The organism is Acinetobacter sp. YH01020, assembly GCF_013420275.1.
GTDB classification, from domain to species: domain Bacteria; phylum Pseudomonadota; class Gammaproteobacteria; order Pseudomonadales; family Moraxellaceae; genus Acinetobacter; species Acinetobacter amyesii.
The window spans coordinates 84,383-110,661 of the sequence record NZ_VOYN01000005.1 but is presented as its reverse complement, the minus strand read 5'-3'; the positions used below and the strand labels follow the sequence as shown (position 1 = coordinate 110,661).

Below are 26,279 nucleotides of genomic sequence, written 5' to 3'. Positions count from 1 at the left end.
TATGACAAAATTGCCACTAAGCATAAGAGAATGGCAATGTCCTGACTGTGAAACAGTGCATGATCGTGATTTGAATGCAAGCTTGAATATACGCAATTTCGCTTTAGCTGATGCACTAGGACATAGTGCTGTATAAAGAGTTCCTGTACCGCCATACTGTCAGCGCAGTGCGGTATCGAAAGGTGCAATCTCTAAGATTGCATGGGTCGCAAAGATTCCCCCACCATAGCTCTTAGCTTGGTGGTGGGAGTATGTCAACTTGTCTGAGTGGGCACTGAAAAATAAAGGATTAATCTTTTATTTTATGATTCTGCTGGGCATCGTTGGGATATTTTCTTATTCCAAATTGTCGCAGAGTGAAGACCCGCCATTTACCTTTAAAGTCATGGTGATTCAGACCTATTGGCCTGGTGCAACAGCCAAAGAAGTTTCGCTACAGGTCACCGATCGGATTGAAAAAGAACTGATGACCACGGGGCAGTATGAACGCATTATGGCATATTCACGTCCGGGTGAATCCATGGTGACCTTTGTGGCCAAGGACAGTTTACGTTCGCAGCAAGTCCCCGATGTTTGGTACACCGTGCGTAAAAAGGTCAATGATATTCGCCATCAATTACCATCTGGTGTGCAAGGTCCTTTCTTTAATGATGAGTTTGGTGACACCTTCGGTAATATCTATGTGCTGACCGGCAAAGACTTTGACTATGCCACCATGAAGGAATATGCCGACCGTTTACAGCTCCAGTTACAACGGGTCAAAGACGTTGCGAAAGTGGATTTGATTGGTCTACAAGATCAAAAAGTTTGGATTGAAATTTCCAACACCAAAGCTACGCAAATGGGCATACCTGTGACGGCGATTCAACAAGCCTTGCAGCAGCAAAATACGGTTGCCAGTGCCGGCTTTTTTGAAACCAATTCAGACCGGATTCAAGTGCGTGTCAGTGGTAATTTACAAAACATTGATGAACTGCGTCAGATGCCCTTATTGGTGAATGGACGAACGATTCAATTGGGTGATGTGGCAGATGTACATCGTGGCTTTAGTGATCCACCGCAGCCTCGTATGCGTTTTATGGGCGAAAATGGTTTAGGCATTGCCGTGTCGATGCGTAAAGGTGGCGACATTCTGGCTTTGGGTAAAAACCTAGAAACAGAATTTGCCCGCCTGCAAAAAACCTTGCCCTTGGGTATGGAACTAAAAAAAGTGTCGGATCAGCCTGTAGCCGTGAAGCGCAGCGTCAATGAGTTTATGAAAGTCCTCGCTGAGGCGGTGATTATCGTACTGTTAGTGAGTTTCTTCTCTTTGGGTTTCCGTACAGGTCTTGTCGTTGCATTTTCCATTCCATTGGTCTTGGCTATGACCTTTGCCGGTATGCAGATGTTTGATGTCGGTTTGCACAAGATTTCTTTGGGAGCATTGATTCTCGCACTCGGTTTATTGGTGGATGATGCGATTATTGCCGTCGAAATGATGGCGATCAAAATGGAGCAGGGCTATAGCCGGTTACAAGCCGCTGGACATGCATGGCGGACCACTGCATTTCCAATGCTGACAGGCACACTGATTACTGCGGCTGGCTTTTTGCCGATTGCCACAGCCGCATCGAGCACAGGCGAATATACCCGCTCGATTTTCCAAGTGGTCACTATTGCATTGGTGGTGTCATGGTTTGCAGCAGTGCTGTTTGTACCCTATTTGGGGGATAAATTACTACCCGACTTCAACAAAGACTTGGTACAAAAAGCCCCTTGGTATCAGCGCCTGTGGGCACGTTTGCGCAAACAACCTGAACCTCAGCCGATGGTGCATCATGCCGGCGAACATCACGATCCTTATCAGTCGCCGTTTTATCAACGTTTCCGTGGGTGGGTCGACACTTGTGTGACCTATCGTAAGACGGTGATTGCAGCGACGGTTGGCATCTTTGTGTTATCGATTTTAATGTTTAAAACTGTACCACAGCAGTTCTTCCCACCGTCAAACCGTGCTGAAATTTTAGTGGATTTAAAGCTCGAGGAAGGTGCATCTCTGAAAGCCACAGAAGCGGCCGTAAAAAAAGTCGAAGCGTTCTTGTCGAAAAAACAAGGCATTGATAATTTTGTGGCTTATGTGGGGACAGGTTCACCGCGGTTTTATTTACCTCTAGATCAGCAGTTACCCCAAGCCAGTTTTGCTCAGTTTGTGGTATTGGCTTCATCTTTAGATGATCGCAATGAAATTCGTCAGTCATTAGCAGAAGAAATCCGTAAGCTCTTACCTGAAGTACGTACTCGCGTTTCACTTTTAGAAAATGGCCCACCTGTGGGTTATCCATTGCAGTTCCGCGTGTCGGGTGAAGATCTGAGCTTGGTGCGTGAGTGGGCACAACGGGTGTCTGCAAAAGTCAGTGAAAACCCGAACACCACCAATGTGCATTTGGATTGGGGTGAACCAAGCAAAGTCATTAAACTGGACATCGACCAAGATCGCGCACGTCAAATGGGGGTCTCCAGTCTAGATCTGTCCAATTTCCTGAATAGTTCAATCAGTGGTGCAGTGATTAATCAGTATCGTGAGAAACGAGAGCTGATTGAAATTCGGATGCGTGGTGATCAAGCCGAGCGATTGGATGTCGGTTCTCTCAGCAGTTTGGCTGTACCGACCAGCAATGGTGGTTCAGTGCCATTGGCGCAGATTGCGAAAATTGAGTATAGCTTTGAAGAAGGTTTGATTTGGCATCGTAACCGTTTACCGACCATTACTGTGCGCGCGGATATTCGCAGTAAATTGCAACCTGCAACGGTGGTGGGTGAGTTAAAAGATTCATTTGATCAGTTACGTGCAGAGATGCCGAATGGATATCTCCTCGAAGTAGGCGGTACTGTGGAAGAGTCAGCACGTGGTCAAACTTCTGTAAATGCGGGCATGCCATTATTCCTCGCAGTTGTCATGACTTTGTTGATGATTCAATTACGCAGCATGTCACGGGCGATGATCGTATTTTTAACTGCACCTTTGGGCATTATTGGCGTGGTGTTATTCCTGTTATTGTTCAATAAACCCTTTGGTTTTGTGGCAATGCTCGGCACGATTGCACTGTCAGGAATGATTATGCGCAATTCGCTGATTTTGATTGATCAGATTGAACAAGATATTCAGTCTGGGGAGTCGGCTTGGGATGCGATTATCAATGCGACGGTACGTCGTTGCCGTCCAATTGTGCTGACTGCATTGGCCGCTGTATTGGCGATGATTCCACTTTCTCGCAGTATTTTCTTCGGTCCAATGGCCGTGGCGATTATGGGTGGATTGATCGTGGCGACCCAGCTGACCTTGTTCTTTTTACCTGCGTTATATGCACAGTGGTTTAAAGTGAAAAAAACTCAGCAGAATCCTTAAAAGTGTCATAATATTGGGTGCGAAATATTGAATTTTTCTCTATAGTAGCACCTGATCTACAAAGACATTTTTAAAAAGTAAAACAACCACAAGTGCAGCGCGGCATATTGTGGTGTACGGGGTTGAATCACAGATGACAGCAGAGAGTTTAGCTAAGTATCGCCGTTATGTTGCGATTTCTTATGTCTTCATGTTTTTCGCTTTATTTACCCTGATTAGTGGTGTATTTGCCTACGGCTTTGCACGCAAAGTGACTCAAATCGATTCTGCAGAAATTTGGCTCCAAGCTCAAGCGCTTTGGGTCATGCGCACCGTTGTGATTTATTCGATGATGGCCATTTTTGCCGCACTGTGGTTTATTCCTTTATTCTTCTATTATTGGGACACCTATCTTTGGGTGACTGCATGCACAGTAATTGGTGTGGTCTTTGCTGCAATTGCCTTTTTGTATTTATTAAATGCATGGATCCAAGGTCTATCTAAATTCGTTAAAAATAAAGCTGTTTTCTAAGTCGATTTATTTTTTTCCTGCCTACCCCTTGAAAAAATGGTTTGATTCCCCAATTTCAGACCACAGTTAAGTATTAAATTAAATTCCGTGAGGAGCATCGCCAGACATGGCTAAACGTGATTATTATGAGGTTTTAGGTGTATCTAAAACCGCAAGTGATGATGAAATTAAAAAAGCCTACCGTAAGTTGGCGATGAAGTATCACCCTGACCGTAATCCAGATAACCCAGAAGCTGAAGAAAAATTCAAAGAAGCTGCAGAAGCATATGAAGTTTTATCGGACAGCGAAAAACGTAGTATGTATGACCGTATGGGACATCAAGCTTTTGAAGGCGGCATGGGCGGCGGCGGTGGCTTCGGTGGCGGTTTTAGCGCAGAAGATATCTTTAGTCAGTTTGGTGACATATTCGGTGGCGCATTTGGCGGTGGTGGCCGTGGTGGTCAGCAACGTGCACGCCGTGGTTCAGACTTACGCTATGTTATGGAGCTTACCCTTGAGGAAGCTGTAAAAGGCGTGAAAAAAACCATTACCTTTACTGCGCCAGCGCCATGTGATGCCTGTGATGGTAAAGGATCTAAAAATCCAAACGACGTCGAAACCTGTAAAACTTGTCATGGTGCAGGTCAAGTGCGTATGCAACAGGGCTTCTTCTCTGTGCAGCAAACCTGTAGCACATGTCGTGGTCAAGGTAAAATTATTAAGAACCCATGTAATAAATGTCATGGTTCAGGGGTTTCTGACCGTCAGCAAACTTTAGAGGTGACCATTCCTGCAGGTGTGGACAATGGCGACCGCGTACGTTTAAGTGGCAAAGGCGAGGCGATCCGTGATGGCCAAGCAGGCGACTTATATGTAGAAGTGGTGGTACGTGAACACGAAATCTTCCAACGTGATGGCGCTGACCTATATATGGATGTGCCTGTAAGCATTGCAGATGCTGCATTGGGTAAAGAAATTCAAATTCCGACACTCGATGGTCGTGTGAGCTTGAAAGTACCTGAAGGGACTCAAACTGGTAAATTGTTCCGCTTACGTGGTAAAGGTGTGAAGCCTGTACGTACCAGCATGACCGGTGACTTACTCTGCCGTATCGTGGTGGAAACGCCTGTGAACTTAACGGCTCGTCAACGTGAATTGTTGAAAGAGTTACAAGACACGATGGATGGCGATGACAATAAATCATCTCCGAAGAAAAAATCATTCTTCGACCGTTTGTTTGATTAATTGAAATGATTTGCTTGAGTTCGCTGTGATGTGAACTCAGGTATAAAAAAGCCTGCATAATTGCAGGCTTTTTTATTGAGCGTTTTAAGGTTTCGGCTGTGCTGTAGGCGGTAATAAACTCTCATAGCTCATGTCGAGCCTATAGATATTTTTAAGACGCTGTAGCTGATGACGTGCTTCAGCCTCACGACCATTAAATGCCAATAAACGTGCATATTTAATGATGTGGTATTTCGCTGGATAGCTGCGAACCAATTTTTCAGTATCCTGAATGGTTTGTTCAGAAACGATGGAATATGGATTTAAACGAATAATCGCTACCCGATGTCTAAATTCCGTGAGTAAATAGATCGGCGCATGGTTGGTGATTTTCTCCGGTGTTTTTTCATATTTTGATGCCTGACCCAGCTGAATCGCTGCATTGGCATAATCGCGATAAATCACCGTAATCAGCACGGCGCCAATCACGAAAACAATGCGGATAAACCACGGAGACAGACTCAATGTAGCCGTCTCTGGCTTCGCTGCTTGAAGAATGCCGATAATAAAACCCGCAGGCAGTAAGAAGTATGCGTAGTTTTGCGGAAACTCCAACATGGCATGAATAACGAAGACACCGACCATCAATAGGCCAATCACAGATAATGCAGACTTGGCTAACTTCTGTAATTGGATGCCCCAATAAGCGAAATAGGCCAAGAACGGCACACCAATAATGGCGCCATTCCACAATAAGAAATCCAAAATAAAATTGTGTGAGCTACGAATCCATACAGGCCCTTGTACCGTGTCAGAGATCGAGACAAAAGCGCTACTGGTTTGATGCCAACCATAGCCAAACCAAGGCTGTGCAGCCACGGCATGCGCCATTTGTTGCCAAATGGCTAAACGAGACATATCGCCACCAGCACGTTTGACCACGTCACGACTTTCTTGAATATTCATGTCGGATATTTGGCTCATGATTTGACTTAATTTTGGCATCAATACAATCAGTGCCACAAAGCCGATAAACCATGCCAAGCTGTAAAACCAGCGAAGACGGATATAATCTTTGTACTGTGCATAAGCCAAATAGATTAGGACGCAGATACTTGCCACCCAAGAGGTGCGAGATTGGCTGAGCGCGACCCCAATTAAAATAGGAATTGCACAAGCGACCAAATAGCGGGTTTTAACTTTTTGCTGTTCATAAACATATAAGCAGGCTAACAAGGACATGAGCAGAAACGTGGCCATGTTATTTGGCTGAGCAAAGTTTGCAAATGGGCGCGTAGTTCCACTAATTTTCATCACAAAAGGAAGAAACGAGTCGAAATCTAACCACTGACATATTGCGATGAGCCCTGTCATGACCCCAGAAGCAACAAAGGTATAGCTCAGGAATAGGAAGGTTCTTTCGCGTTTTTCCGTACCTTGAGATAGGCTAAAACCAAGATTGATACACAGCCAAAAGCTGAATACAAACAGCATACAGAGCAAGGCGATACTAAAATAATACACCTGCCCAAAAGCCAATTGGACGAAGGGAATCAGCGCTAAGAGCAACAGGGGCAAGGAAATTTTTGCCACCATGAGCTTTTCTTTAAAGAACGTTGCCGCTAAAGCAAACAGGGCAAAGAAGGTATAAAGCTCACCGGTATATGTGGCCCAAGGTCGGTAATGAATCGGAATCAGCCATGCCAGTGCAATACAGACTGCCGCACAAAGATACAATAGGGTTTTCATGAATATTCAAGATCAATAGAACGCGCCTATCATACCGTGAAAATGCTCAAACTTGGTGAGGGAATAGTCAGCGTCTGTCGTAGAGCTTGATTTGCAAAAGTCTTTCGGAAAATGCAGGATTTTTTTGTTTGTAACTTAGCCTGCGCATGGAGTTTTGATATAGTAAGACCAATTTCGAATCAACATTAGGAAAATGTTATGTCAGCAGCTCCACGTATTGGTATCTTGGGCGCAGGCGGTCGTATGGGACGCATCTTAATTCAGGCGGTTCAGCAAGCTGGCTATCAATTGGCTGCTGCGGTAGAACGTCCTGAAAGTAGCTTAGTCGGTGCGGATGCCGGTGAACTTGCAGGGATTGGCGCGGTTGGCGTAAAGGTTGTCGGTAACCTTGCTGAGGTTTTAAAAGATTGTGATGTCGTGATCGACTTTACTGCTCCTGCAGCAACGGCACAGCATCTTAAACTTTGCCGTGAAGCAGGCGTTGCGATTGTCATTGGTACCACAGGTATGAATGATGAGCAAAAAGCTTATCTCGATGAAACAGCTACAGAGACTCCAGTGGTCTATGCAGCGAACTATTCTGTCGGTGTAAACGTTTCAATTAAACTTCTAGAACTCGCATCAAAAGTGTTTGGCGATACTGTGGATATTGAAGTGATTGAAGCTCATCATCGTCATAAAGTTGATGCACCATCAGGTACAGCGCTAATGTGGGGCGAAGCCATTGCCGGTGCTTTAGGACGTGACTTAAAACAAGATGCTGTGTATTGCCGTGAAGGTCATACGGGTCCACGTGAACGTCAAACCATTGGCTTCCAAACGATTCGTGGTGGTGACATTGTGGGTGAACATACTGCGATGTTTATTGCGGATGGCGAACGTGTTGAAATTACCCATAAAGCGACTAACCGTATGAACTTTGCCTCTGGTGCAGTACGTGCAGCTGCATGGGTAGTTGGCCGTGAAGCACGTAAGTACGATATGAAAGATGTACTGGGTTTTAACGATATTGACGTATAAAAGCGCGTTAAAATCCGTTATAACAACAGCATAAAATTAAAATAAGACGATCAATGGAATGAAAAAAGTCATCTTTATGGCCTGTGCTGTCGCATTCACTGCGGCAGTACAAGCGAAAACTATGGATAATGCCAAACTCACGATTAATAAAAATAATATTAAAGTTTGGACCTACCAAAATGCTCAAAATCCTGTCTTTCAATACAAAGCTGAAACCAGTTTTGATGTACCCATTGAAAAAGCGGTTTCCCTGATTTTAGATGTGGAAAATGCAGTGAATTGGGTCCCTTATATGGGCAGTGTCAAAGTATTATCCCGCGATGACCAGAAAGGTGAATTCAGTTTATATATGGTGTTGGATTTTCCTTTTCCCTTGAAAGACCGTGATTTGGTGGTACAAGGCAAAATGCGTAAAGATGCACAAGGCATTATTAGCATCCAAAATAAAGCGGTGAAAAAAGGTTATCCGATCAATCCCAATTATGTACGCCTAACCGACTATGAGGGCGATTGGACCTTCCAGCGTTTAGGCAATCAAAAGGTCAAAGTTTCGACCTATGGCTACGCCAATCCGGAAGGTTCCATTCCGCTCAGTTTCGTGAATATGTTCGTGCAGCAACAGCCTTATCAAATGCTACAAAAAATGAAAGTGCAGCTGGGTAAAAGCAAAACTGTTGAGACCTTTCCCGAAATTTTAAAATAAGCACCAGTAATGATTCAGTTCAATATGAACGATCAATGACTTCGCTACTCAGGCAGGCGAAATGCAGTCAACTGCTGCATGTGTTGTGTTTCTGGAAGTTCGATACTGAGTAAGGTCTGTTCTGGAAATTGATGCGGATGTAACTTGATTTGAAATTGCCGCGCAGTCAATTGTTCACAGGCAAAGCGAAGTTTGGCTTGCTGCGGCATGATATTCATGCCGTTTTCAGATTTGGCTTTATAAATATATAGCTGCTGATGTAACCCGCCGCTAGTGATCGGTTGGATCTGCTCAAGTTCATATTGCGTCAGTTTTTGGGCACTCAAAAAACCTTGAATTAAAGATTTACAGATAAAATTTTGTTGGCTTTGAGCTTGAGTGTGCTGCTCGGGTTGGCACGCCATAAGCGTGAGTGTACTGATGATGATTAAACCCGCTCGAAACTGCGTGAAGTCATTCATTTAATTGTCCCCCTATCGTTATTTTTGAGATATCAACCTGATGCATTCAGCTTAAATCTGTTAACTTAATGGGTACAGATACAAGAATGATTAAAAAAAGGGTACAGATGGCTTTTCAATATCAGCAGCTTGCGCAGCAGTTGGCACAGAAAATTTATAGTGGTGAATTGGCCGCAGGGCAGCGTCTGTATGCGCTACGTCAATTTTCACAGCAGCATCAGATCAGTTTAAATACTGCGAAACGCTGCTATGAATTACTTGAAGCCAAAGGCCTGATTTATGTCAAAGAAAAGTCTGGTTATTTTGTGAAATCCTCACAGAAAGCCCAGCAAATTGCCGTGCCGAATCATCCTGATTTTGATTCCCGACCTCGTGAAATTTCGAATTTAGAATTGCAAATTCAGATCCATGAAGCATCTGCAAATAGTCGCCTGATTCATTTGGGTTCAATTCAGTTGTCCCCCAATTTTGTTCCTGTTGAAGCAATCAGACGTTCAATCCAAAGGGCATTAAAGCATTGTAAACCAGAAGATTTTTTATATAACAATCGGCAAGGTCATCCACAATTGCGTGAAGCTTTGTCGGCACATTGGGCTGAAGATGGTTTTTACATGCCTAAGGATGATATTTACATCAGCAATGGTTGTATGCCTGCTTTGTCAGTGATGTTGCAAAATCTAAGTGCGGAAGGGGAGAGTGTCATTGTTCCGACGCCGAACTATAACGGGCAATTGCAATTATTGGCTTTATTGAAGCGGAAAATTGTTGAAATTCCTGCCAATACGGAAGGTTTTGATTTAGATCGTTTAGAGCAGGCGATGCGGGATTCAGGCGCGAAAGTATGCTTATTGACTGCAAATTTTCAAAATCCTTTGGGTTTTTGTTTAAGTAATGAAGATAAGGAACGAATTGCACAACTGGCTGAAAAATATCAATGTTATGTGATTGAAGATGATATTTATGCTGAGTGTAGTTTCAATGCAAAGCGACCATTGCCTATCAAATATTGGGATCGGGCGGGCTATGTGATCTATTGTGCGTCGATTTCAAAATCTTTATCGCCTTCTTATCGGGTGGGGTGGTTTTGTCTTCCACCACATTTGCAACATTTGCGTCCCAAATTACTTTTGCAAAATGATTCGGTGAATACGCCTTTGCAGTTAGGACTTGCCGATTTGATTTTTAGTCGTGCGTATCGCCAACATCTTGCTGAATTGCGTCCTAAATTAATGGTGCAAGTCGAGCAGTATCGTCAGTATATTTACGATGCTTTTCAAGGGGTTGATATCCGTCTAAATCGACCTCAAGGCAGTTATGCTCTGTGGTTGCAGATGCCTGAACAAATAGACAGTTTGGCGCTGTATTACCATGCGCAAAAACATGGCATCAATATTGTGCCAGGTTTAATTTTTGGTGAGGACAATCGTTATAACAATTGTATTCGCCTAAATGCAGGGCATGAGCTATCGACAGAAATTCAGCAGGCCATTTTATTGCTTGCAGATTGGGTGCGTAAGGAATGCAGAAACACAAATGTCATCTAGATTAATGAGTCCATAAAGCATACAAAAAAAGCCTGCATGCAGCAGGCTTTTTGGGCTTAGATTTTTGCCGTTAAAAATCAGCTTTCAACACGATACGATAACGCACGTTTCCTGAATGCAAACGTTCAATCGCTTCATTCACCTGAGACATTGGATACATTTCAATTTGAGGTGCAATATTTTGACGTGCGGCGAATCGAAGTAATTCACGCAGTGCTGCAGGAGAGCCTGTTGATGAGCCAGTGACAGATTTAGCACCACTGATCAGCATACCTGCGGGGATTTGCATCGGCTCAAGTGCTAGGCCGAGCATGTGAACGCTTCCATTCGGTGCCAAAGTCGAAAGGTAGGCTTGCCAATCCAACGTCACATTGACCGTGCTTAAAATCAAATTGAACTTACCACGTTGTGCTTTAATCGCGGCAAGATCACGACTATTCACCACATGGTCAGCCCCCATAGCTTTAAGTTCATCAGTTTTATCTAAGTTTGAACTGAATGCGGTAATTTCACAGCCCCAAGCTTTGAGCAATTTAATCGCCATATGACCTAAACCACCAATGCCGATCACGGCAACATGGTGAATGGCCTGAATTTGGTGCTGTAAAATGGGATCAAATACCGTAATCCCGCCGCAGAGCAGAGGGCCAGCACTGGTTGGGTCGAGATCATCCGGAAGGGGAATAACCCATTGCCAGCCTGCACGCACTTTGTTGGCAAAGCCACCTGCATGACCGACGATTGTCGCCGTCTTGGTTCCAGTACATTGCACTTGGCGACCATCGATACACGAGTCACAGTGTTGACAACTTTCTGCTGTCCAGCCTATGCCCACACGTTGTCCGATTTTCAGTCCTTTGGCTTCGCTGCCGAGTTGGGTAATGGTTCCAATCACTTCATGCCCTGGGACCACAGGATAAACCGAAGATTTCCAATCATTTTGGATAATAGAAATATCTGAGTGACAAAGCCCGCAATACTCAACTTTAACTTCGACCTGATGGGCTTGTAATTCACCTGCATCAAATTGATAGGGAACAAGGGCTTCACCACTGTTCATTGCTGCATAGGCGTGGATTGTATTGTCACTCATTATTCTATCCTTTCTGTTCTTGAGGTCATTCTTCGTGCGTGTATTTAAAGTCACAGTGATTTTCATGATCATTGACCATGCCGATAGCTTGCATCAGAGCATAGCAAGTCGTCGGGCCGACAAATTTAAAACCAAGCTTTTTTAATGCTTTGGACATTGCCTGACTTTGAGCGGTTTGTGCAGGGGCGCTACGATATTCAACTACATCATTATTGGCAATTTGACCTTCGACAAAACTCCAAAGAAATTCCACCGGATGAATCCCTTGGGCTTTTAACTGTTGCCATGCTTTTGCATTATCTCGAATGGCAGTGAGTTTGCCGATATGACGAATCAAACCTGAATCTTGTAATTTTTCTTGTAATTGTAGGTCACTCAACGCTGCAATTTTGGCAATGGGATATTGAAAAAAATGCTGCTGATAACAAGCCCGCTTTTTCAGCACAGTGATCCAAGACAGCCCCGCTTGTTGTCCTTCAAGACACAGCATTTCAAAGAGATGCTGCTCATCAAAACTAGGTTTAGCCCACTCAGTGTCGTGGTAGGCAATATACAAAGGATCTTCGGAGCACCAAGCACAGCGTTGTATCGTCATGTTGAATGCTCCTTTTGACTTAAATTTTAAAGACAGTCCATTGATCGTTTTTATTGTCCCAATACAACAGTTCCGCTTGATCGAGATCGGCAAATTGAATCCATACATCTTTACCTGATTTGTCTGCGTAGCCGGTGCTGATGAGTAATGCTTCTTCAGTGATCTCCATGATCCAGCCCTGATAAGACTGTCCATTGAGGCTGATTTTTTGTTGATTACCAGATTCTGCAAATTCCACCAGACGATTGATCAACGCTTCTGACATGTATGTTTCCTAAAATTAACGTAAATACGGATAGGGGTTAACGGCATTGCGACCTTTACCACCCAAGTAAATGCCATAATGCAAATGTGGTGCAGTATGTCGAGCATTGCCAGTATTACCTACATAGCCAATGACATCACCTTTTTTGACATAGTCGCCGACGTTTAAGCCACGTTTATGACCATCAAGATGCGCATAATAATGCCAAGAACCTGCGGGCCCCATAATCCATATCACTTTACCACCCAAATTGTTATTACGTAAGTCAGCAACTAAACCTTCTGTAGCACTGAGGACTTTTGTTCCACGTGGAACAATAATATCAATACCTTCGTGGCTTCGTCCTTGGCTACGCGCTGCGCCCCAAGTATCCTTGAGCGCACTCCGTTTGACTTGATGAACTGGAACAGGCAATTGATTGGATAAACGCATGTTTTGTAATTTTTTCACTTCATGAGCAGGCAATGTACTGCCAGATGGTTTGGGTGGAGCCGACGTACATGCGCTGAGTAAAAGCAAAATAAAACCAATACCGCAGAACAACCCTCTACGAAGCTGAAAAAATCCTTGAGTCACATTTGTCCCTATTCAATTGATGAGCAGTTCAAAACTATGGCATAGAATGGCTTTCGAGTTCTAGCGTAGAAATGAGTTTTTTCATGGCAGTAGGAACACCGAGAGCAGTGGCTTGTATCGGTGTAAACCACTGTGCGTTGCATTCAATCGCTAAATGCTCTTTTTGATCGGCAGCAACAGTAAATACAGTAGCTTCTAAAAGCCAAGTGAAGTGGGTAAAACTATGCGATATTTGCACTTGAGTGGTGGTAGGTTTCAGTCCAAGCTGCTGAGTGTGGGATTGAAACTCATGGGGTTGATCAAAAATAGGTAAACACCACAGACCACCCCATAGCCCGCTATTCGGACGTTGTATCCACAGCCATTCTCCTGCAGATTGAATCAGCATGACTTGAGCTTCTCTTACAGGAACAGGCTTTTTAGGCTTTTTATACGGTAATTCAGTTTCTAAACCTTGAGCATGTGCTTTGCAGTGCTGTTGCATGGGGCAATATAAACAGAGCGGCTTTTTCGGCGTGCATACCGTTGCACCAAGATCCATAATCGCTTGGGTATAATCGTGGTTGCGTTCCATGGGGCAGAGCTCTGTCGCCAGTTGCCACATGGCCCGTTCATGTACAGGTTTCGATAAATCATCTTCAATAGCAAAGAATCGAGACAATACTCGCTTGACGTTGCCGTCCATAATCACGCCATATTGTCTTAAACCCAAAGACATCAGCGCACCTGCGGTAGACGGGCCGATGCCTGGTAGTTCCATCCACTGCTCAAGATTGCTTGGAAAATGTCCCTGACGTGCAACAATTCCTGCGGCTTTGTGTAAGTTCCGAGCCCGTGCATAGTAGCCTAAGCCAGCCCAATAGGGCGCCACATCATCCCAAGAGGCATGGCCTAAATCTTCAACAGTCGGAAATCGTTGAATAAATCGATCAAAATATTGTAAGACGGTTTTGACTTGAGTCTGTTGTAGCATAATTTCTGAAACCCATACTTTGTAAGGGTCATCCTTCACTTGCCACGGTAAGTCATGACGACCATGGACATCAAACCAGTCGAGAAGGGCATCAGAAAAGTTAAACATGCAATACAGTCAAAATTGAAAAAACCTGCCTAGTATACATCTTTCAATAGGCATTCTTTTTGTTCAAAACGAAAACTGTATATCAGGGGAAATGCAAAAATAGTGGCCATCAAAAAAGGAGCCGAGGCTCCTTAGTGAGTGTAAATTTAAAGTTTAGCTTTTAAAGCCCCAGCGGGTATCGAGCGCCAATGTTTGGTTTTCATAACGTGGAATAATGTGAATATGCACATGTTCAGTGGCTTCGCCAAAAACTTGTCCATCATTAAACCCAATATGAAAGCCAGTAGGTTGATAGCGTAAATTTAATTCATTACGCGCTTGTTCAAGTAAGGACATTAAACTTTTACGTTCTTTATCAGTAATTTCAAAAAATGAACCAACATGACGTAGCGGGACAATGACAGCATGCCCTTTAGACAGTGTATGTGGTTCAGGAAGTACAACACCAAAATCATTTTTTGCAATCACGTCATATTCGTCAAAATTGCAATATGGACAATTGAGTTCTGTCATTGTGCTCTCCTCATTTTTATAAATTAAATATTGGTATTGGTTCTTATGGCTTTAAGAACCAAGCTGGCGTGCTAACAAGGCATACATGGCCGCTAAACTTTGCTGTTCTGCAGCAGCGTTATAAGCTAAATCTACGCCGTTGGCTTTGGCGCGTTCATCCGCCATCGGGTTGCTAAAGCCATGTTTTGCACCTTCAAAAATATTGATTTGATACTGCACTTGGGCAGCATCCATTTCATTTCTAAAGGTTTCAACATCATCTAAGCTCACCATCGAGTCGAGCTCACCATGTTGCACTAAAATCTCTGCTTGGACTTGTCCTGTTTGTGCAGGAGTCGCTGTAGCAAGTGTTGCATGGAAGGTCACCACAGCTTTTAATGCAGCACCTGAACGAGCTAAATCCAGCACGACTTTTCCGCCATAGCAAAAGCCTATAGCTGCGAGTTTATCTGCATTTACTTCTTTTTGCTGTGCCAAAGTGTTTAATGCAGCAGACGCACGGGTCACAATGGTGTCGGCATGATCAAAAGTTTGCATCATCCATTCATAAGCTTGCTTGGCATCTGTGGTGACTTTTTTGTCACCATACATATCCAAAGCGAAAGCAGCATAGCCTTGTTCAGCCAATTCGCGCGCACGTTGTTCGGTATATTCATTGCGTCCCCACCATTCAGGGGCAACTAACACACCTGCGACTGCAGTGTCTGACTCTGGTGCGGCAAAATAGCCAAAAAGTTGAGTTCCATCAGCTGCTGTATATTGAATTTCGCGAGTCTTAATTTTAACGGTCATGGTCAAATCCTTATGTGCGGCTACACAGTTGATGGAGATTTAAAATAAAGGGAAATTGGTTTTTGTGAAATAAATATAAGATATCAATGTGAATTTTAAGTCAAATCAATCAAAAAAATTGTAAAAGAAAATAATGGAACGATGAAATATTGAGGAGCAACGAGATTTGTCGATGCTCCTGAAAGGAGTGTTGTTATTTAGGGAGAACCTCAATGAGTTCTACATCAAAAATCAGTGTGCTGTTTGGCTCAATGACGTCTGCTGAACCAATTTGACCATAGCCTAAATTTGCAGGAATGAAGAAGCGATATTTTGCACCTTCTTTCATCAACTGTAGACCTTCTGTCCAACCCTGAATGACTTGGCTCACTTGGAACATCGCAGGTTGGTTGCGTGCAATTGAACTATCAAAAACAGTGCCATCAATTAAGCGACCTTCATAGTGAACTTTCACTGTTGAATTGGCTTTAGGTGACTTACCTTTGCCGGCTTGAATGACTTGATATTGCAGGCCAGATTTCGTGACCTGAATGCCCGGTTTTTTGGCATTTTCAGCAAGGAAAGCTGAACCAATGGTGGCATTCGCATCCGCTTTTTGCTTCAGTTCAATCAGTTGTTTCGCTTCGGTTTGCTTTTTATATTGAGTTAAGGCACGGGTCATTTCTTCATCTGTTAGTGACGAAGCTTGACCTTTAGATGCTGCCTTTAAACCTGCAACAAATGCATCAATATCTAAGTCTTTAATGGATTCAGCATTACTGCGTCCCATTAAATAACCAAAACTATAACCGACTTGTTCTGCAGCACTACTTTTATTACTGACATCTTTGGCAAATACAGTGCTTGAGCAGAGTGCCAAACACAACATACTGATCTGTAATTTCATGACCGAGTCTCAAAATAAAGCAGGAGAGCGAAAAGCTCTCCTGTACCGGTTTTATTATTTAACTTCAATGAGTTCTACATCAAAAATTAAAGTACTGTTCGGTGGAATCGTTCCTGGAACACCTTGAGCACCATAACCTAAGTTTGAAGGAATATATAAAGTGGCTTTACCGCCTTCTTTCATTAACTGTAGACCTTCAGTCCAACCTGGAATTACTTGGTTCAATGGGAATTCAATTGGCTCGCCGCGCTGTACTGAACTATCAAATACTGTGCCATCCACTAACTTACCTGTGTAGTGAACTTTAACAACTGATGTGGCTTGCGGTTGTTTACCTGTACCTTCTTTCGTTGTTAGGTACTGTAAACCAGAAGCAGTGGTTTTAACCCCAGCTTTACTTTTGTTTTCTGTTAAGAAATTATCGCTGCTACTTTGTGCTTGCTTATTGCTTTCGAGCTGCTTGTTTTGCATTTCTTGCTGGAACTCAGCATATGCTTTTTGTAATTCTTCTTCAGTATATGCAGGTTTTGCACGAGCATGACCCGCACGAACGCCAGTGACAAAGCTATCAATATCTAATTCTGGAGGCGTTTGATGGGCAACTTCATAACCAAGTGCATAACTGATTTTAGCGACAGCAGAAGCATTTGCAGCTGGTTGAGTTGATGTTGCTGATTGCGTAGCAGGTGTTTTAGTTGCATAGTAAACAGGAACAAGTGCGGCACCGCCGAGTAATACAGCGACAGCGATAGGTAGGGCCTTACTCATATATTTTCCCACAATTATTTTATATGTAAAAAGTTGCTGAAATTCTAGCAGACTTTTCCTGTTCAGCGCTTACCTATCTCTATGATCAGGTAAGGTGCAGGAAAGATCATCATAGTCATGTTCTTATTTTTATACTATAACGGTATGAATATATAAAACATTTTTTATACAGAAAGATGCATGCAACATAAATTTCGCAAATAAAAAAAACCACCGTATTTGGTGGCTTTTTTGAATAGGCTTGAATCAGTCTTGGTCTTTTGAAGCTTTATAACCATAAGAATAGTTATAGCCATAACCATAACCAGCTGAGCTACGTTGAATGTCGTTTAGAATAATACCATTGACCTTCACACCTACTTGTTCAAAGCGGTTCACGGTTAACTCTAATTCTTTCAACTGAGTTTTCGCATAACGAGCAATCACCAGATTCACGCCAGCAAATTGAGAAATAATGATACCGTCTGTCACCGCAAGTACAGGAGGGGTATCAATGATCACATGATCAAACATCGGTGAAATCAAATCTAAGAATTCTTTGAATTTACCAGAACTTAAAAGCTCAGATGGGTTAGAAGGGCTCTTACCGCGAGTAATCACACTTAAATTTGGAATTTCAGTGGTTTTAATAATGCTGTCTAGATCACGCTGACCATTTAAATATTCAGAAAGACCTGGCTGGTTGTCATGATTGAAGTATTTGTTTAAATAGCCACGACGTAAATCAGCATCCACAATTAAAACACGTTTATCGCTTTGCGCAAGAATAGTTGCCAAGTTGGTAGAAATAAACGATTTACCGACTTCTGGTGCAGGCCCCGAAATCATGATCAGGTTATTTTTTGCAGATGACAGTGCAAAGTGAATAGCAGTACGCATACTGCGCAAACTTTCAATTGCAATATCATCGCTATTTTTAACTGCAAGAACTGGAATTGTTTTCTTCTTCTTCAAGAGTTTAATACGGCTTTCTTGAACAGGCGAACGTGGTACAGTGGCATAAACAGGAAGATCCAGATTGTTTTCAATTTCTGAAGAATCTTTAATTCCTGAGCGCAACATGTTACGAACAAGAGCAATTAATACACCAATAAAACCGCCTACAAATAACGATAAAATCAGAACAATTAATTTTTTCGGCTTAATTGGTTTTTCAGGTTCAACAGCCGTGTCGATGATACGGACATTGCCAATTTCACCAGCATTTGCAATTTTAAGCTGTTGATAGCTGTTAAGAAGCGATGTGTAAAGCTCAGTATTTACTTTGACATCACGATAAAGTTGTAAGTATAAGCGCTGTGTTTCTGGGAGTTGTTTAATGGACTTGTTTAATTCTTGAGTCTTTTGATTTAAAGAATTTACCTGTGCATTAATTTCAGCCATTAAAGGATGATCAGGTGTATATTTAGCAGACAACTCAGCTTGTTTCTGTTTTAACTCAATGCGCATTTTCTCAAGCTCAATATTTTGTTTGAGCATGAGTTCAGCTTCTTGAGTGACATCTACAGTATTGTATTTTTCACGAAATTCATTGAATTTAATTTCAGACTGTTCAAGTTGTTGCTTTAATTCAGGGAGTTGTTGATCCAAGAAATTGAGGGTTTGTTTGGATTCTAAAGATTTACGCTCAATATTTTGTTGATGATAAATTTCTAAAATATGATTCAGTACATTGGTAATGTGCTGTTTATCTTCTCCAGCATAATTTAAACCAATGACACCTGTCATTTTCCCTTTTTCAGCTACGGCATAATTTAATTTTAAATTTTTGACAGCAGAAGGCAGTGAGAGTTTAGATAAAATAAAAGCGTGTTCAAATGGCTGTGTACTTGAAATGTTAATTTTCCAAGTTCCATAGCCATCAACAAATTGATTCAGTTGATTTAAACGACCTTCAAAGATCACCTGATCTTTATGACTTAAGGTAAATTTAGAGTCTGCTTTGAAATCTAAAGTGAGTTTTTTATCCAAATAATAATCTGGAACATCAAACTCTTTAACTAAAAAATTATGTTGCTTGGTGCTATAACTAACGCCCTGGCCATCAAATTTCAATTGACCTTTTTCTGAAGATAGAAGTTTTTTAAAGAAGCTATTATTTTGATCTTTGATACTGATGTTCAGGTTGAGGTCATCAATCACTTTACCTAACACCATACGAGAATTTAAGATCTCAATCTCTGCATCTGCAGGGGATTTTTGACCGAGGCCGCCCGAGACTTCTTTGAGTTCACCTAGTAATGCGGCAGACGCAGCACTTTTGCCATCTTCGACTTGAACTAAAGCATCCGTAGAATATATGGAAGGTGTGGTTCGAATATAGAGTAGTGCACAGATTAAACTTAATATGATGCAAAGAGCAATAATTTTCCATTGAGCAATCAGAGAAAAAAAGAGCACTTTTAAATCAATAGTATCTTCTTCAGTTTTTGAGGTTTGAGTCATAGTTTAACAACTGATTATTCAATAATTTATATTAAAAATGTGGCAACCAATCCTGAACATATTTGCTTATGTTTTTGCAGGATTCATTAAAAAAGTCTTGATCGTGTTGATAAGGGTCAGGAACATTTTTTCCTTGCCAATGTCCTAATCGAAAGACTTTGCCTTTTGCAAACGGCCATTGTTTTTCTATATGTTGAGCCTGATTTGTGCTCATCACTAGAATTAAATCTGCTTGCTTAATTAAGGATGCATTGATTTGTTTTGCAATATGTGGACGCATATCAATATTGAACTGGTCCATACAATGGATTGCTTTTTCATCTGCTTGATGTCCGACCATTGCGGATAATCCTGCAGATTCAATCTGTTGATTTGGGCAATTCATTTTCAGGAAATATTCTGCCATCGGGCTACGGCAAATATTTCCGACACAGACAACGAGTATATTTTTAAATGCCATAATTATTTTCCAAGCTGATCAAAACTATAAAGTGCGCTTGAGAATGGAATGATTTGATTGACGACACGCTGCCAACGAGTCAAGCCAGTTGCATCAATGTAAACAATGTCATTCTTTTTCATGGAAAATTGATTGGCTAATGCTAGATTACCAATACTACTCAAATTTAAGTGATAGATAGTTGACTGCTTCTGATCTAAATCTGTACGCATCACATAAATTCTAGCTGCACTAGCTGAGTAAGGGTTGATCCCTTCACTTTCACCCAATACATCACTTAAAGACATGCCTTGATCACGTAAGTTAATCGCTTGGCTTTTACTTGATTCACCCATGACATAAAGTTTTTGATCTTGTTTTGTATTTACAAAAATTGTGTCATTCGGGCGAATTAATAAATTATGTAGTGATAAACCATTTTTTTCGAGTTGAATGGTATTTAAATTATACGTAGCACCATTTCGAATAAGTTGAATATTAGTGGTGTCGCCAGTTTTGGTATCAATACCACCGGCTTGACCTAGTGCGGTATAGAGGCTGATTGGTTGATCATTTAAAGTGTATTGGCCACTTTTAAGTACTTGACCATTTACGAAGTATCTTTTGCCTTCGTAAGATAACACTCTGACGACCACATCTGGGTGTTTTAAATATTTACTAAATTGACTACGCAAATATGTATTCGCTTGAGCAAGCGTTTTCCCAGCAATTTTAACTGACCCGACTAAAGGAAGCTGTACATTACCGTTTGGGTCAATGGGATAACCAACAGCTTTTACATTAGTTGCATCTTGAATTGGTGGTGTAATTTCGGGATAAGCCCAGAGTTGGATCGATAGAACATCACCTGCACTTAATTTATATATGGATTGCTGATGCTGAAATAGTGTTTGAATTTGATCAAAATTTTGTGAATTTGCTTGAGATATAGCAGGAATATTATTTTGTGTTAAAGGTACAACATTTAATTCAGCACCTTGATCTGTTTGGTAAGAACCTTGTTGTGGTAAATCATATGTCTGAAGTCCAGGGGTCATTGCACATCCTGTAATTCCTAAACTCAAAACCAGCATAACGCTATAACGATAGTAATTCACTCGAATATAAATCCTATTTATAAATTTGAATGTTTTTGAACGGGCCAATGAACCCTAATTGTACGTTTCAGACTGCAAAATTCTATACTATTCGTGCTATTTAATATAGCTATTGATGTTTTAAAACGTAATTCCATTAGGTTTTTTATAAAATATAAAATATGTACCTGAGACTTTGATCCTAACAAAATAGCATATAGAAAAAGGATCATAGATTTGATCTGTGTGAATCGGGAAGTATGACTTTTTATGTATGTTTAGAACATCATTACACAATCGAAATTTGATTTTCTGATATAATTTAACGCTATTTACAACATAACGATGATTGATAATTCATCGATGACATAGGCTTCAGTATGTTAAAACTCTCCGAATTAAAAATTGCCATAATCGGATTAGGTTATGTCGGTTTACCGCTAGCTGTTGAGTTTGGAAAAAAAGTTCCCGTTGTGGGTTTTGATATTCATCAAAAGCGTATTGATGAATTACGTAGCGGACGTGATCATACCCTAGAAGTTTCTCCTGAAGAATTAGCACAATCAGCTCAATTAAGTTACAGCGCAAATTTAGAAGACTTAAATGACTGTAATTTTTTTATTGTTACTGTTCCAACCCCGATTGATGAATATAAACAACCAGATTTAACTCCGTTGGTGAAAGCCTCAGAAAGCATTGCGAAAGTGCTGAAAAAAGACGATATCGTGGTGTATGAATCAACGGTTTATCCGGGTGCAACGGAAGAAGTTTGTATTCCTGTTTTAGAGAAGAACTCAGGTTTAACATTCAATCAGGATTTTTATGCAGGCTATAGCCCTGAGCGTATTAACCCGGGTGATAAACTGCACCGTGTGACCAATATTTTAAAAATTACTTCGGGTTCAACACCAGAAGTTGCTGATTATGTTGATACAGTTTATAACCTGATTATTGAGGCAGGTACACATAAAGCAGCCAGCATTAAGGTTGCAGAAGCAGCCAAGGTGATTGAAAACACCCAGCGTGATGTGAATATTGCCTTAATTAATGAATTGGCTTTAATTTTTAATAAAATGGGCATTGATACGGAAGCTGTATTACAAGCGGCTGGTACTAAATGGAATTTCCTTCCATTCCGTCCAGGTTTGGTTGGTGGTCACTGTATTGGTGTCGACCCGTACTACTTGACTCATAAAGCGCAAGCGATTGGCTATAACCCAGAAATTATTTTGGCAGGACGTCGTTTAAATGATGGCATGGGCACATATGTGGTGACGCAGCTTGTTAAAGCGATGCTGAAAAAACGCATTCAAGTAGAAGATGCCAAAGTCCTCATTTTAGGCTTAAGCTTTAAAGAAAATTGCCCGGATATCCGCAATACCCGCATCATTGATATTGTGAAAGAACTGAAAGAATATCATATCGATGCCGATGTCTATGACCCTTGGGTGGATGCGACTGAGGCAGAACATGAGTACGGTATTAGCCCTGTGCAGGCGCTGGAAAATGGCAAATATGATGCAGTAATTTTAGCGGTTGCACATGAACAGTTTAAAGCCATGGGTGCAGATGCGATCCGTGCTTTAGGTAAATCTGAGCATGTATTGTATGACTTGAAATATGTGTTATCTCAAGCCGAATCTGATTTGCGTTTGTAAGAGGACATATTTTTCATGAATCAATATCAACAGGTCTGTGAGCAATTGAAAGCACAGCCAAAAACATGGTTAGTGACAGGCGTTGCAGGCTTTATCGGCTCAAACCTTTTAGAAACACTACTGAAACTTGATCAAACCGTAGTGGGTTTAGATAACTTTGCCACAGGTCATCAGCATAATTTGGATGAAGTGCAAAGTTTAGTATCTGCTGAGCAATGGGCGAAATTCAGTTTTATTGAAGGTGATATCCGCAAATTAGAAGATTGCCAAAAAGCATGTGCAGGTGTGGATTATGTGCTGCATGAAGCTGCTTTAGGTTCTGTACCACGTTCGATTGCCGACCCAATTACCACCAATGACACCAATATTAGCGGTTTTTTAAATATGCTGACGGCTGCGCGTGATGTAGGTGTTGCCAGCTTCACATACGCAGCCAGCAGTTCGACTTATGGTGATCATCCTGCATTGCCGAAAGTGGAAGAAAATATTGGTAAACCACTTTCACCCTATGCAGTGACGAAGTACGTCAATGAGTTATACGCAGACGTATTTGCGAAAACTTATGGGTTTAAAGCAATTGGCTTACGTTATTTCAACGTGTTTGGTCAGCGCCAAGATCCAAACGGTGCTTATGCTGCGGTGATTCCGAAATGGACGGCATCCATGATCAATGGTGAAGATGTCTTCATCAATGGTGATGGTGAAACCAGCCGTGATTTCTGTTTTATCGATAACACGGTTCAAGCCAACATTTTGGCGGCAACTGCATCTGATGAAGCGAAAAATCAGGTCTATAACGTTGCTGTAGGTGACCGTACGACATTGAATGAATTGTACCGTGCCATTCAAGTGGCGCTTGCAGAAAATGATGTGCAGTTTGATCGTGATCCTGTGTACCGTGATTTCCGTGCAGGGGATGTACGTCATTCACAAGCGAGTATTGCCAAAATTCAGCAACATTTGGGTTATGCGCCTGAGTTTAAAATTGCCGAAGGCATTCAACTGGCGATGCGTTGGTACGTCAACAATTTAAAATGATCTTAAATAGATGATTGCGAAACTCTTCGCAAAGTATCAGTCGATCGGGCTGATTACCTTAAGTTTACTGGCAGGTGCGATAATGACATTTATCGCACTTCCTGTTTTAACGCGCCTCTATTCTGTTGCGGACTTTGGTGCATACGGCATTGCCTTAGCGATTGTCAGTGTTTTATCCACGGTGGCGAATTTACGTCTGGATCAAGCTTTATTGGTCGCTGAGGAACAGGATAAAAAAAGCCTGATCTTTGAAGGGGCAGTGTTCTCTACAGCTATTGCGATTGTCAGTGGCATTGTCATCAGCGTTATATTCAATGTTGAAATGGCAGGAGCGGTTGCTACAGGTGTGCTTGCCAATACCTTGATTCAAAGTCTTTATAATTATCAATTTTCCGCACATAAAGAATATTTTTGTGCAGGTTTAAATATTTTTAGAAGTGCGATTGTAGTATTTGTGCAACTCTCGTTGCCATTCGTGATGCAGATTAGTTTGGTCAACAGCTACAATGTTAGCTCGATCATCATGATTGTGGCGGTATTGATTTATTTACTAAAATATCAGTTGTATCAAGTCAGTTGGCATGCGTTTAAAAATTATCAAGATTTTATCTATGCCAATACCCCGCATGCCTTGCTGAATAGTTTTTCACATAACTTGCCATACTATGTGGTGTCGCATTTTGTGGGTGTGCAGGCGATGGGCTTTTATGCGATTGTCGAACGGACTTTACGTGTCCCAATCAATTTAATTTCACAAACCCTACGTCAGTTTTTTATCCGTAAGTTTAAAACTACAGATTCAAACAAAAATGCGTTAAAGGCAAGTATGCTTTTAAGTTTGGTATCACTGCCTCTTTTTGCAATTTTCTTTATCTTGCCTGAGTCGGTATATCTTTGGATTTTTGGCTCGGAATGGGTTGGTATCTCAACTTATTTCCAAATTTTAGCTCTAGGCTATTGGGCGGTTTTCTGTAATCCGCCAAGCTCAGCTTATTTAATTGCCAAGCGGAATAGCCAAATCTTATTTAAACTGCAAATCGTAGAACTCATCATTAAGTTCGCTTTATTTGCAGGCTTATATGTTTTATTTGCCGATAAAATTTATATGCTCTTGGCGGTGCCTGTGGCGCTGATCATTTATAACTTTGCTATTTTATATGTGGTGTGGAGTAACAAAAGCTGATGTTTTTTAAACTGTTAAAACTGATGAATTGGTTCACTGCACAATGCCGTCAGCAATTTTATAATATGGCTTTTGGCACGAAATTTCGTTATTTCGGTAAAGCCTGTACGGTTGATATTAGTGGTCAAGTGAAAATTGGTCAGAATGTTTATATTGGCGATCATGTCAGTTTAATTGTCGAGCAAGGCGCAAGCTTAGAAATTGCGGACAACAGTTTTATTGGTGAAAGTTGTTATATCAAATGCTTTGGTGGCAAGGTGTCGATTGGTAAAGATGTCAGTATCAATTCTAAGTCATTTATCAATGGCTGTGGTGGTGTGAGCATTGGCGATAACACCCGTATAGGCACGCAAAGCATTATCATTGCCAGTAATCATAAATTTGGTGAACCTGATCTTTTGGTAAAAGATGCAATTACTAAACAAGGGGTCAGTTTAGGCGAAAATATTTGGCTTGGTGCACGGGTGACGGTACTTGATGGTGTGAAAATTCCAAGTGATTCGGTGATTGGCGCGTGTAGCCTCGTCTCGAAACCTTTGGATGAATCAGGTGTCTATGTCGGTAGTCCTGTTAAAAAAATCAAATCGCTCTGATCTTTTTTTTCATCCTGCATCGTGACTGCGGTTTCCATATCGTAAAGTAGATTTTCAGCGTAAAATATTCAGCTTAATTTTCTCCCTTTTGATTTTCTGATCCTGACATAGGTCATGCGTATGGCATTTATGGTTTCTGCTTTTCGACAGCTGTTTGATCTTGCTTATTTTATGGCGAAGGGCAGTGTGGCTTATGCACGTAAAAAAGGTGTGAAAGTCGGTGAAAACTGCCGAATCTATATTAAAAGTTGGGGCTCAGAACCGTTCTTGGTTAGCATTGGCGACCATGTGACAGTCACTTCAGGGGTGAAATTTATTACCCATGATGGCAGTACCTGTCTAGTCAAAGATGAGCAAGGGAAGCGCTATCAACGCTTTGCCCCAATTCAAGTTGGTTCGCATGTGTTTATTGGGGTCAATACCATTGTAATGCCAGGCGTGAGCATTGGCTCAAATGTGGTGATTGGTGCAGGCTCAGTGGTGACAAAAGATATTCCTGATCATAGCGTGGCGATTGGTGTGCCTGCCAAAGTGGTATCCAGTTTTGCTGATTATCAAGCCAAAATTCAAAGCACCTGTGCCAGTGACAGTGAGCTTGCTGGCATCACGGATTATCGTGAGCGTGTTGAGCGTGCCATGGCGATTCAAGCCTCAAAAATACTGCATTAATATTCTCCCAT

At 41.7% G+C, this 26,279-nt stretch carries 26 protein-coding genes; 12 read left to right on the top strand and 14 right to left on the bottom strand.

Annotated features, from left to right (window positions below):
• Position 1 precedes the first annotated feature (1 nt).
• From FTT85_RS03745 to dnaJ, 4 genes are all read left to right on the top strand, one after another.
• A complete protein-coding gene (locus FTT85_RS03745) occupies positions 2–136 on the top strand; it encodes a zinc ribbon domain-containing protein (RefSeq protein WP_180042060.1) in 135 nt (44 codons plus the stop codon).
• A gap of 123 nt (positions 137–259) precedes the next feature.
• Positions 260–3,385, top strand: coding sequence for an efflux RND transporter permease subunit (locus FTT85_RS03740; RefSeq protein ID WP_257232075.1), 3,126 nt, complete (start codon positions 260–262; stop codon positions 3,383–3,385).
• Positions 3,386–3,518: 133 nt separating this feature from the next.
• On the top strand, positions 3,519–3,896 hold the full coding sequence (locus FTT85_RS03735; RefSeq protein ID WP_180182906.1) for a hypothetical protein: 378 nt from the start codon (positions 3,519–3,521) through the stop codon (positions 3,894–3,896).
• A 106-nt stretch (positions 3,897–4,002) separates the two neighbouring features.
• Positions 4,003–5,121: a molecular chaperone DnaJ gene (dnaJ, locus tag FTT85_RS03730; RefSeq protein ID WP_111885156.1), complete on the top strand. Its 1,119-nt coding sequence runs from the start codon at positions 4,003–4,005 to the stop codon at positions 5,119–5,121.
• 84 nt (positions 5,122–5,205) lie between these two features.
• On the opposite strand, the gene FTT85_RS03725 is transcribed toward dnaJ, so the two are convergent.
• A complete protein-coding gene (locus FTT85_RS03725; RefSeq protein WP_180182905.1) occupies positions 5,206–6,849 on the bottom strand; it encodes a PglL family O-oligosaccharyltransferase in 1,644 nt (547 codons plus the stop codon).
• Positions 6,850–7,047: 198 nt separating this feature from the next.
• On the opposite strand from FTT85_RS03725, the gene dapB reads away from it, so the two are divergent.
• On the top strand, positions 7,048–7,869 hold the full coding sequence (dapB, locus tag FTT85_RS03720; RefSeq protein ID WP_078194102.1) for a 4-hydroxy-tetrahydrodipicolinate reductase: 822 nt from the start codon (positions 7,048–7,050) through the stop codon (positions 7,867–7,869).
• A 58-nt stretch (positions 7,870–7,927) separates the two neighbouring features.
• Positions 7,928–8,572, top strand: coding sequence for an START domain-containing protein (locus FTT85_RS03715; RefSeq protein WP_180042057.1), 645 nt, complete (start codon positions 7,928–7,930; stop codon positions 8,570–8,572).
• A gap of 44 nt (positions 8,573–8,616) precedes the next feature.
• On the opposite strand, the gene FTT85_RS03710 is transcribed toward FTT85_RS03715, so the two are convergent.
• Positions 8,617–9,033 carry a hypothetical protein gene (locus FTT85_RS03710; RefSeq protein WP_257225224.1) on the bottom strand — a complete coding sequence of 139 codons (417 nt, stop codon included), beginning with the start codon at positions 9,031–9,033 and terminating at the stop codon, positions 8,617–8,619.
• Positions 9,034–9,140: 107 nt separating this feature from the next.
• Between FTT85_RS03710 and FTT85_RS03705 the strand changes: the two genes are divergently transcribed.
• Entirely contained in the window at positions 9,141–10,577 is a 1,437-nt protein-coding gene (locus tag FTT85_RS03705; protein ID WP_180092049.1) for a PLP-dependent aminotransferase family protein, read from the top strand.
• A 70-nt stretch (positions 10,578–10,647) separates the two neighbouring features.
• Here FTT85_RS03705 and FTT85_RS03700 read toward each other — a convergent pair whose 3' ends face one another.
• The 12 genes from FTT85_RS03700 to FTT85_RS03645 form a co-directional block, all read right to left on the bottom strand.
• Positions 10,648–11,670, bottom strand: coding sequence for an NAD(P)-dependent alcohol dehydrogenase (locus FTT85_RS03700; protein WP_180182904.1), 1,023 nt, complete (start codon positions 11,668–11,670; stop codon positions 10,648–10,650).
• 25 nt (positions 11,671–11,695) lie between these two features.
• Positions 11,696–12,265 (bottom strand): DNA-3-methyladenine glycosylase I, encoded by a 570-nt coding sequence (locus FTT85_RS03695; protein WP_180182903.1) that lies wholly within the window; start codon positions 12,263–12,265, stop codon positions 11,696–11,698.
• A 19-nt stretch (positions 12,266–12,284) separates the two neighbouring features.
• Positions 12,285–12,530, bottom strand: coding sequence for a hypothetical protein (locus tag FTT85_RS03690; RefSeq protein ID WP_078191630.1), 246 nt, complete (start codon positions 12,528–12,530; stop codon positions 12,285–12,287).
• Between the two features lie 15 nt (positions 12,531–12,545).
• On the bottom strand, positions 12,546–13,073 hold the full coding sequence (locus FTT85_RS03685; protein ID WP_180003663.1) for a M23 family metallopeptidase: 528 nt from the start codon (positions 13,071–13,073) through the stop codon (positions 12,546–12,548).
• 67 nt (positions 13,074–13,140) lie between these two features.
• Positions 13,141–14,187: an A/G-specific adenine glycosylase gene (mutY, locus tag FTT85_RS03680; protein ID WP_180182902.1), complete on the bottom strand. Its 1,047-nt coding sequence runs from the start codon at positions 14,185–14,187 to the stop codon at positions 13,141–13,143.
• 153 nt (positions 14,188–14,340) lie between these two features.
• Entirely contained in the window at positions 14,341–14,700 is a 360-nt protein-coding gene (locus tag FTT85_RS03675; RefSeq protein ID WP_078191628.1) for an HIT family protein, read from the bottom strand.
• Positions 14,701–14,751: 51 nt separating this feature from the next.
• Positions 14,752–15,492 carry a dienelactone hydrolase family protein gene (locus tag FTT85_RS03670; protein ID WP_180182901.1) on the bottom strand — a complete coding sequence of 247 codons (741 nt, stop codon included), beginning with the start codon at positions 15,490–15,492 and terminating at the stop codon, positions 14,752–14,754.
• A gap of 193 nt (positions 15,493–15,685) precedes the next feature.
• A complete protein-coding gene (locus tag FTT85_RS03665; protein WP_180011068.1) occupies positions 15,686–16,378 on the bottom strand; it encodes an FKBP-type peptidyl-prolyl cis-trans isomerase in 693 nt (230 codons plus the stop codon).
• Positions 16,379–16,432: 54 nt separating this feature from the next.
• Positions 16,433–17,146, bottom strand: a complete 714-nt coding sequence (locus tag FTT85_RS03660; protein WP_078191625.1) for an FKBP-type peptidyl-prolyl cis-trans isomerase — start codon at positions 17,144–17,146, stop codon at positions 16,433–16,435.
• Positions 17,147–17,392: 246 nt separating this feature from the next.
• A complete protein-coding gene (locus FTT85_RS03655) occupies positions 17,393–19,591 on the bottom strand; it encodes a polysaccharide biosynthesis tyrosine autokinase (RefSeq protein ID WP_180182900.1) in 2,199 nt (732 codons plus the stop codon).
• A gap of 31 nt (positions 19,592–19,622) precedes the next feature.
• Positions 19,623–20,051: a low molecular weight protein-tyrosine-phosphatase gene (locus FTT85_RS03650; RefSeq protein WP_180182899.1), complete on the bottom strand. Its 429-nt coding sequence runs from the start codon at positions 20,049–20,051 to the stop codon at positions 19,623–19,625.
• 2 nt (positions 20,052–20,053) lie between these two features.
• Positions 20,054–21,124 (bottom strand): polysaccharide biosynthesis/export family protein, encoded by a 1,071-nt coding sequence (locus FTT85_RS03645; protein ID WP_200224773.1) that lies wholly within the window; start codon positions 21,122–21,124, stop codon positions 20,054–20,056.
• Positions 21,125–21,507: 383 nt separating this feature from the next.
• Between FTT85_RS03645 and tviB the strand changes: the two genes are divergently transcribed.
• The 5 genes from tviB (at position 21,508) to FTT85_RS03620 (ending at position 26,268) form a co-directional block, all read left to right on the top strand.
• Entirely contained in the window at positions 21,508–22,785 is a 1,278-nt protein-coding gene (tviB, locus tag FTT85_RS03640; RefSeq protein WP_180182897.1) for a Vi polysaccharide biosynthesis UDP-N-acetylglucosamine C-6 dehydrogenase TviB, read from the top strand.
• 15 nt (positions 22,786–22,800) lie between these two features.
• Positions 22,801–23,823, top strand: coding sequence for an NAD-dependent epimerase/dehydratase family protein (locus tag FTT85_RS03635; protein WP_180182896.1), 1,023 nt, complete (start codon positions 22,801–22,803; stop codon positions 23,821–23,823).
• Positions 23,824–23,833: 10 nt separating this feature from the next.
• Positions 23,834–25,006, top strand: coding sequence for an oligosaccharide flippase family protein (locus FTT85_RS03630; RefSeq protein ID WP_180182895.1), 1,173 nt, complete (start codon positions 23,834–23,836; stop codon positions 25,004–25,006).
• Between the two features lie 23 nt (positions 25,007–25,029).
• Positions 25,030–25,599, top strand: coding sequence for a DapH/DapD/GlmU-related protein (locus FTT85_RS03625; protein WP_257232074.1), 570 nt, complete (start codon positions 25,030–25,032; stop codon positions 25,597–25,599).
• 120 nt (positions 25,600–25,719) lie between these two features.
• On the top strand, positions 25,720–26,268 hold the full coding sequence (locus tag FTT85_RS03620; protein WP_180182893.1) for an acyltransferase: 549 nt from the start codon (positions 25,720–25,722) through the stop codon (positions 26,266–26,268).
• Positions 26,269–26,279 lie beyond the last annotated feature (11 nt).

Excerpts from the sequence above, each read along its gene's own strand:
- FTT85_RS03745 (WP_180042060.1), top strand. The coding sequence starts at position 2 with ATGACAAAATTGCCACTAAGCATAAGAGAATGGCAATGTCCTGACTGT.
- FTT85_RS03735 (WP_180182906.1), top strand. The coding sequence starts at position 3,519 with ATGACAGCAGAGAGTTTAGCTAAGTATCGCCGTTATGTTGCGATTTCT.
- dnaJ (WP_111885156.1), top strand. The coding sequence starts at position 4,003 with ATGGCTAAACGTGATTATTATGAGGTTTTAGGTGTATCTAAAACCGCA.
- FTT85_RS03725 (WP_180182905.1), bottom strand. The coding sequence starts at position 6,849 with ATGAAAACCCTATTGTATCTTTGTGCGGCAGTCTGTATTGCACTGGCA.
- dapB (WP_078194102.1), top strand. The coding sequence starts at position 7,048 with ATGTCAGCAGCTCCACGTATTGGTATCTTGGGCGCAGGCGGTCGTATG.
- FTT85_RS03715 (WP_180042057.1), top strand. The coding sequence starts at position 7,928 with ATGAAAAAAGTCATCTTTATGGCCTGTGCTGTCGCATTCACTGCGGCA.
- FTT85_RS03710 (WP_257225224.1), bottom strand. The coding sequence starts at position 9,033 with ATGAATGACTTCACGCAGTTTCGAGCGGGTTTAATCATCATCAGTACA.
- FTT85_RS03705 (WP_180092049.1), top strand. The coding sequence starts at position 9,141 with ATGGCTTTTCAATATCAGCAGCTTGCGCAGCAGTTGGCACAGAAAATT.
- FTT85_RS03700 (WP_180182904.1), bottom strand. The coding sequence starts at position 11,670 with ATGAGTGACAATACAATCCACGCCTATGCAGCAATGAACAGTGGTGAA.
- FTT85_RS03695 (WP_180182903.1), bottom strand. The coding sequence starts at position 12,265 with ATGACGATACAACGCTGTGCTTGGTGCTCCGAAGATCCTTTGTATATT.
- FTT85_RS03690 (WP_078191630.1), bottom strand. The coding sequence starts at position 12,530 with ATGTCAGAAGCGTTGATCAATCGTCTGGTGGAATTTGCAGAATCTGGT.
- mutY (WP_180182902.1), bottom strand. The coding sequence starts at position 14,187 with ATGTTTAACTTTTCTGATGCCCTTCTCGACTGGTTTGATGTCCATGGT.
- FTT85_RS03675 (WP_078191628.1), bottom strand. The coding sequence starts at position 14,700 with ATGACAGAACTCAATTGTCCATATTGCAATTTTGACGAATATGACGTG.
- FTT85_RS03670 (WP_180182901.1), bottom strand. The coding sequence starts at position 15,492 with ATGACCGTTAAAATTAAGACTCGCGAAATTCAATATACAGCAGCTGAT.
- FTT85_RS03665 (WP_180011068.1), bottom strand. The coding sequence starts at position 16,378 with ATGAAATTACAGATCAGTATGTTGTGTTTGGCACTCTGCTCAAGCACT.
- FTT85_RS03660 (WP_078191625.1), bottom strand. The coding sequence starts at position 17,146 with ATGAGTAAGGCCCTACCTATCGCTGTCGCTGTATTACTCGGCGGTGCC.
- FTT85_RS03655 (WP_180182900.1), bottom strand. The coding sequence starts at position 19,591 with ATGACTCAAACCTCAAAAACTGAAGAAGATACTATTGATTTAAAAGTG.
- FTT85_RS03650 (WP_180182899.1), bottom strand. The coding sequence starts at position 20,051 with ATGGCATTTAAAAATATACTCGTTGTCTGTGTCGGAAATATTTGCCGT.
- FTT85_RS03645 (WP_200224773.1), bottom strand. The coding sequence starts at position 21,124 with ATGCTGGTTTTGAGTTTAGGAATTACAGGATGTGCAATGACCCCTGGA.
- tviB (WP_180182897.1), top strand. The coding sequence starts at position 21,508 with ATGTTAAAACTCTCCGAATTAAAAATTGCCATAATCGGATTAGGTTAT.
- FTT85_RS03635 (WP_180182896.1), top strand. The coding sequence starts at position 22,801 with ATGAATCAATATCAACAGGTCTGTGAGCAATTGAAAGCACAGCCAAAA.
- FTT85_RS03630 (WP_180182895.1), top strand. The coding sequence starts at position 23,834 with ATGATTGCGAAACTCTTCGCAAAGTATCAGTCGATCGGGCTGATTACC.
- FTT85_RS03625 (WP_257232074.1), top strand. The coding sequence starts at position 25,030 with ATGAATTGGTTCACTGCACAATGCCGTCAGCAATTTTATAATATGGCT.
- FTT85_RS03620 (WP_180182893.1), top strand. The coding sequence starts at position 25,720 with ATGGCATTTATGGTTTCTGCTTTTCGACAGCTGTTTGATCTTGCTTAT.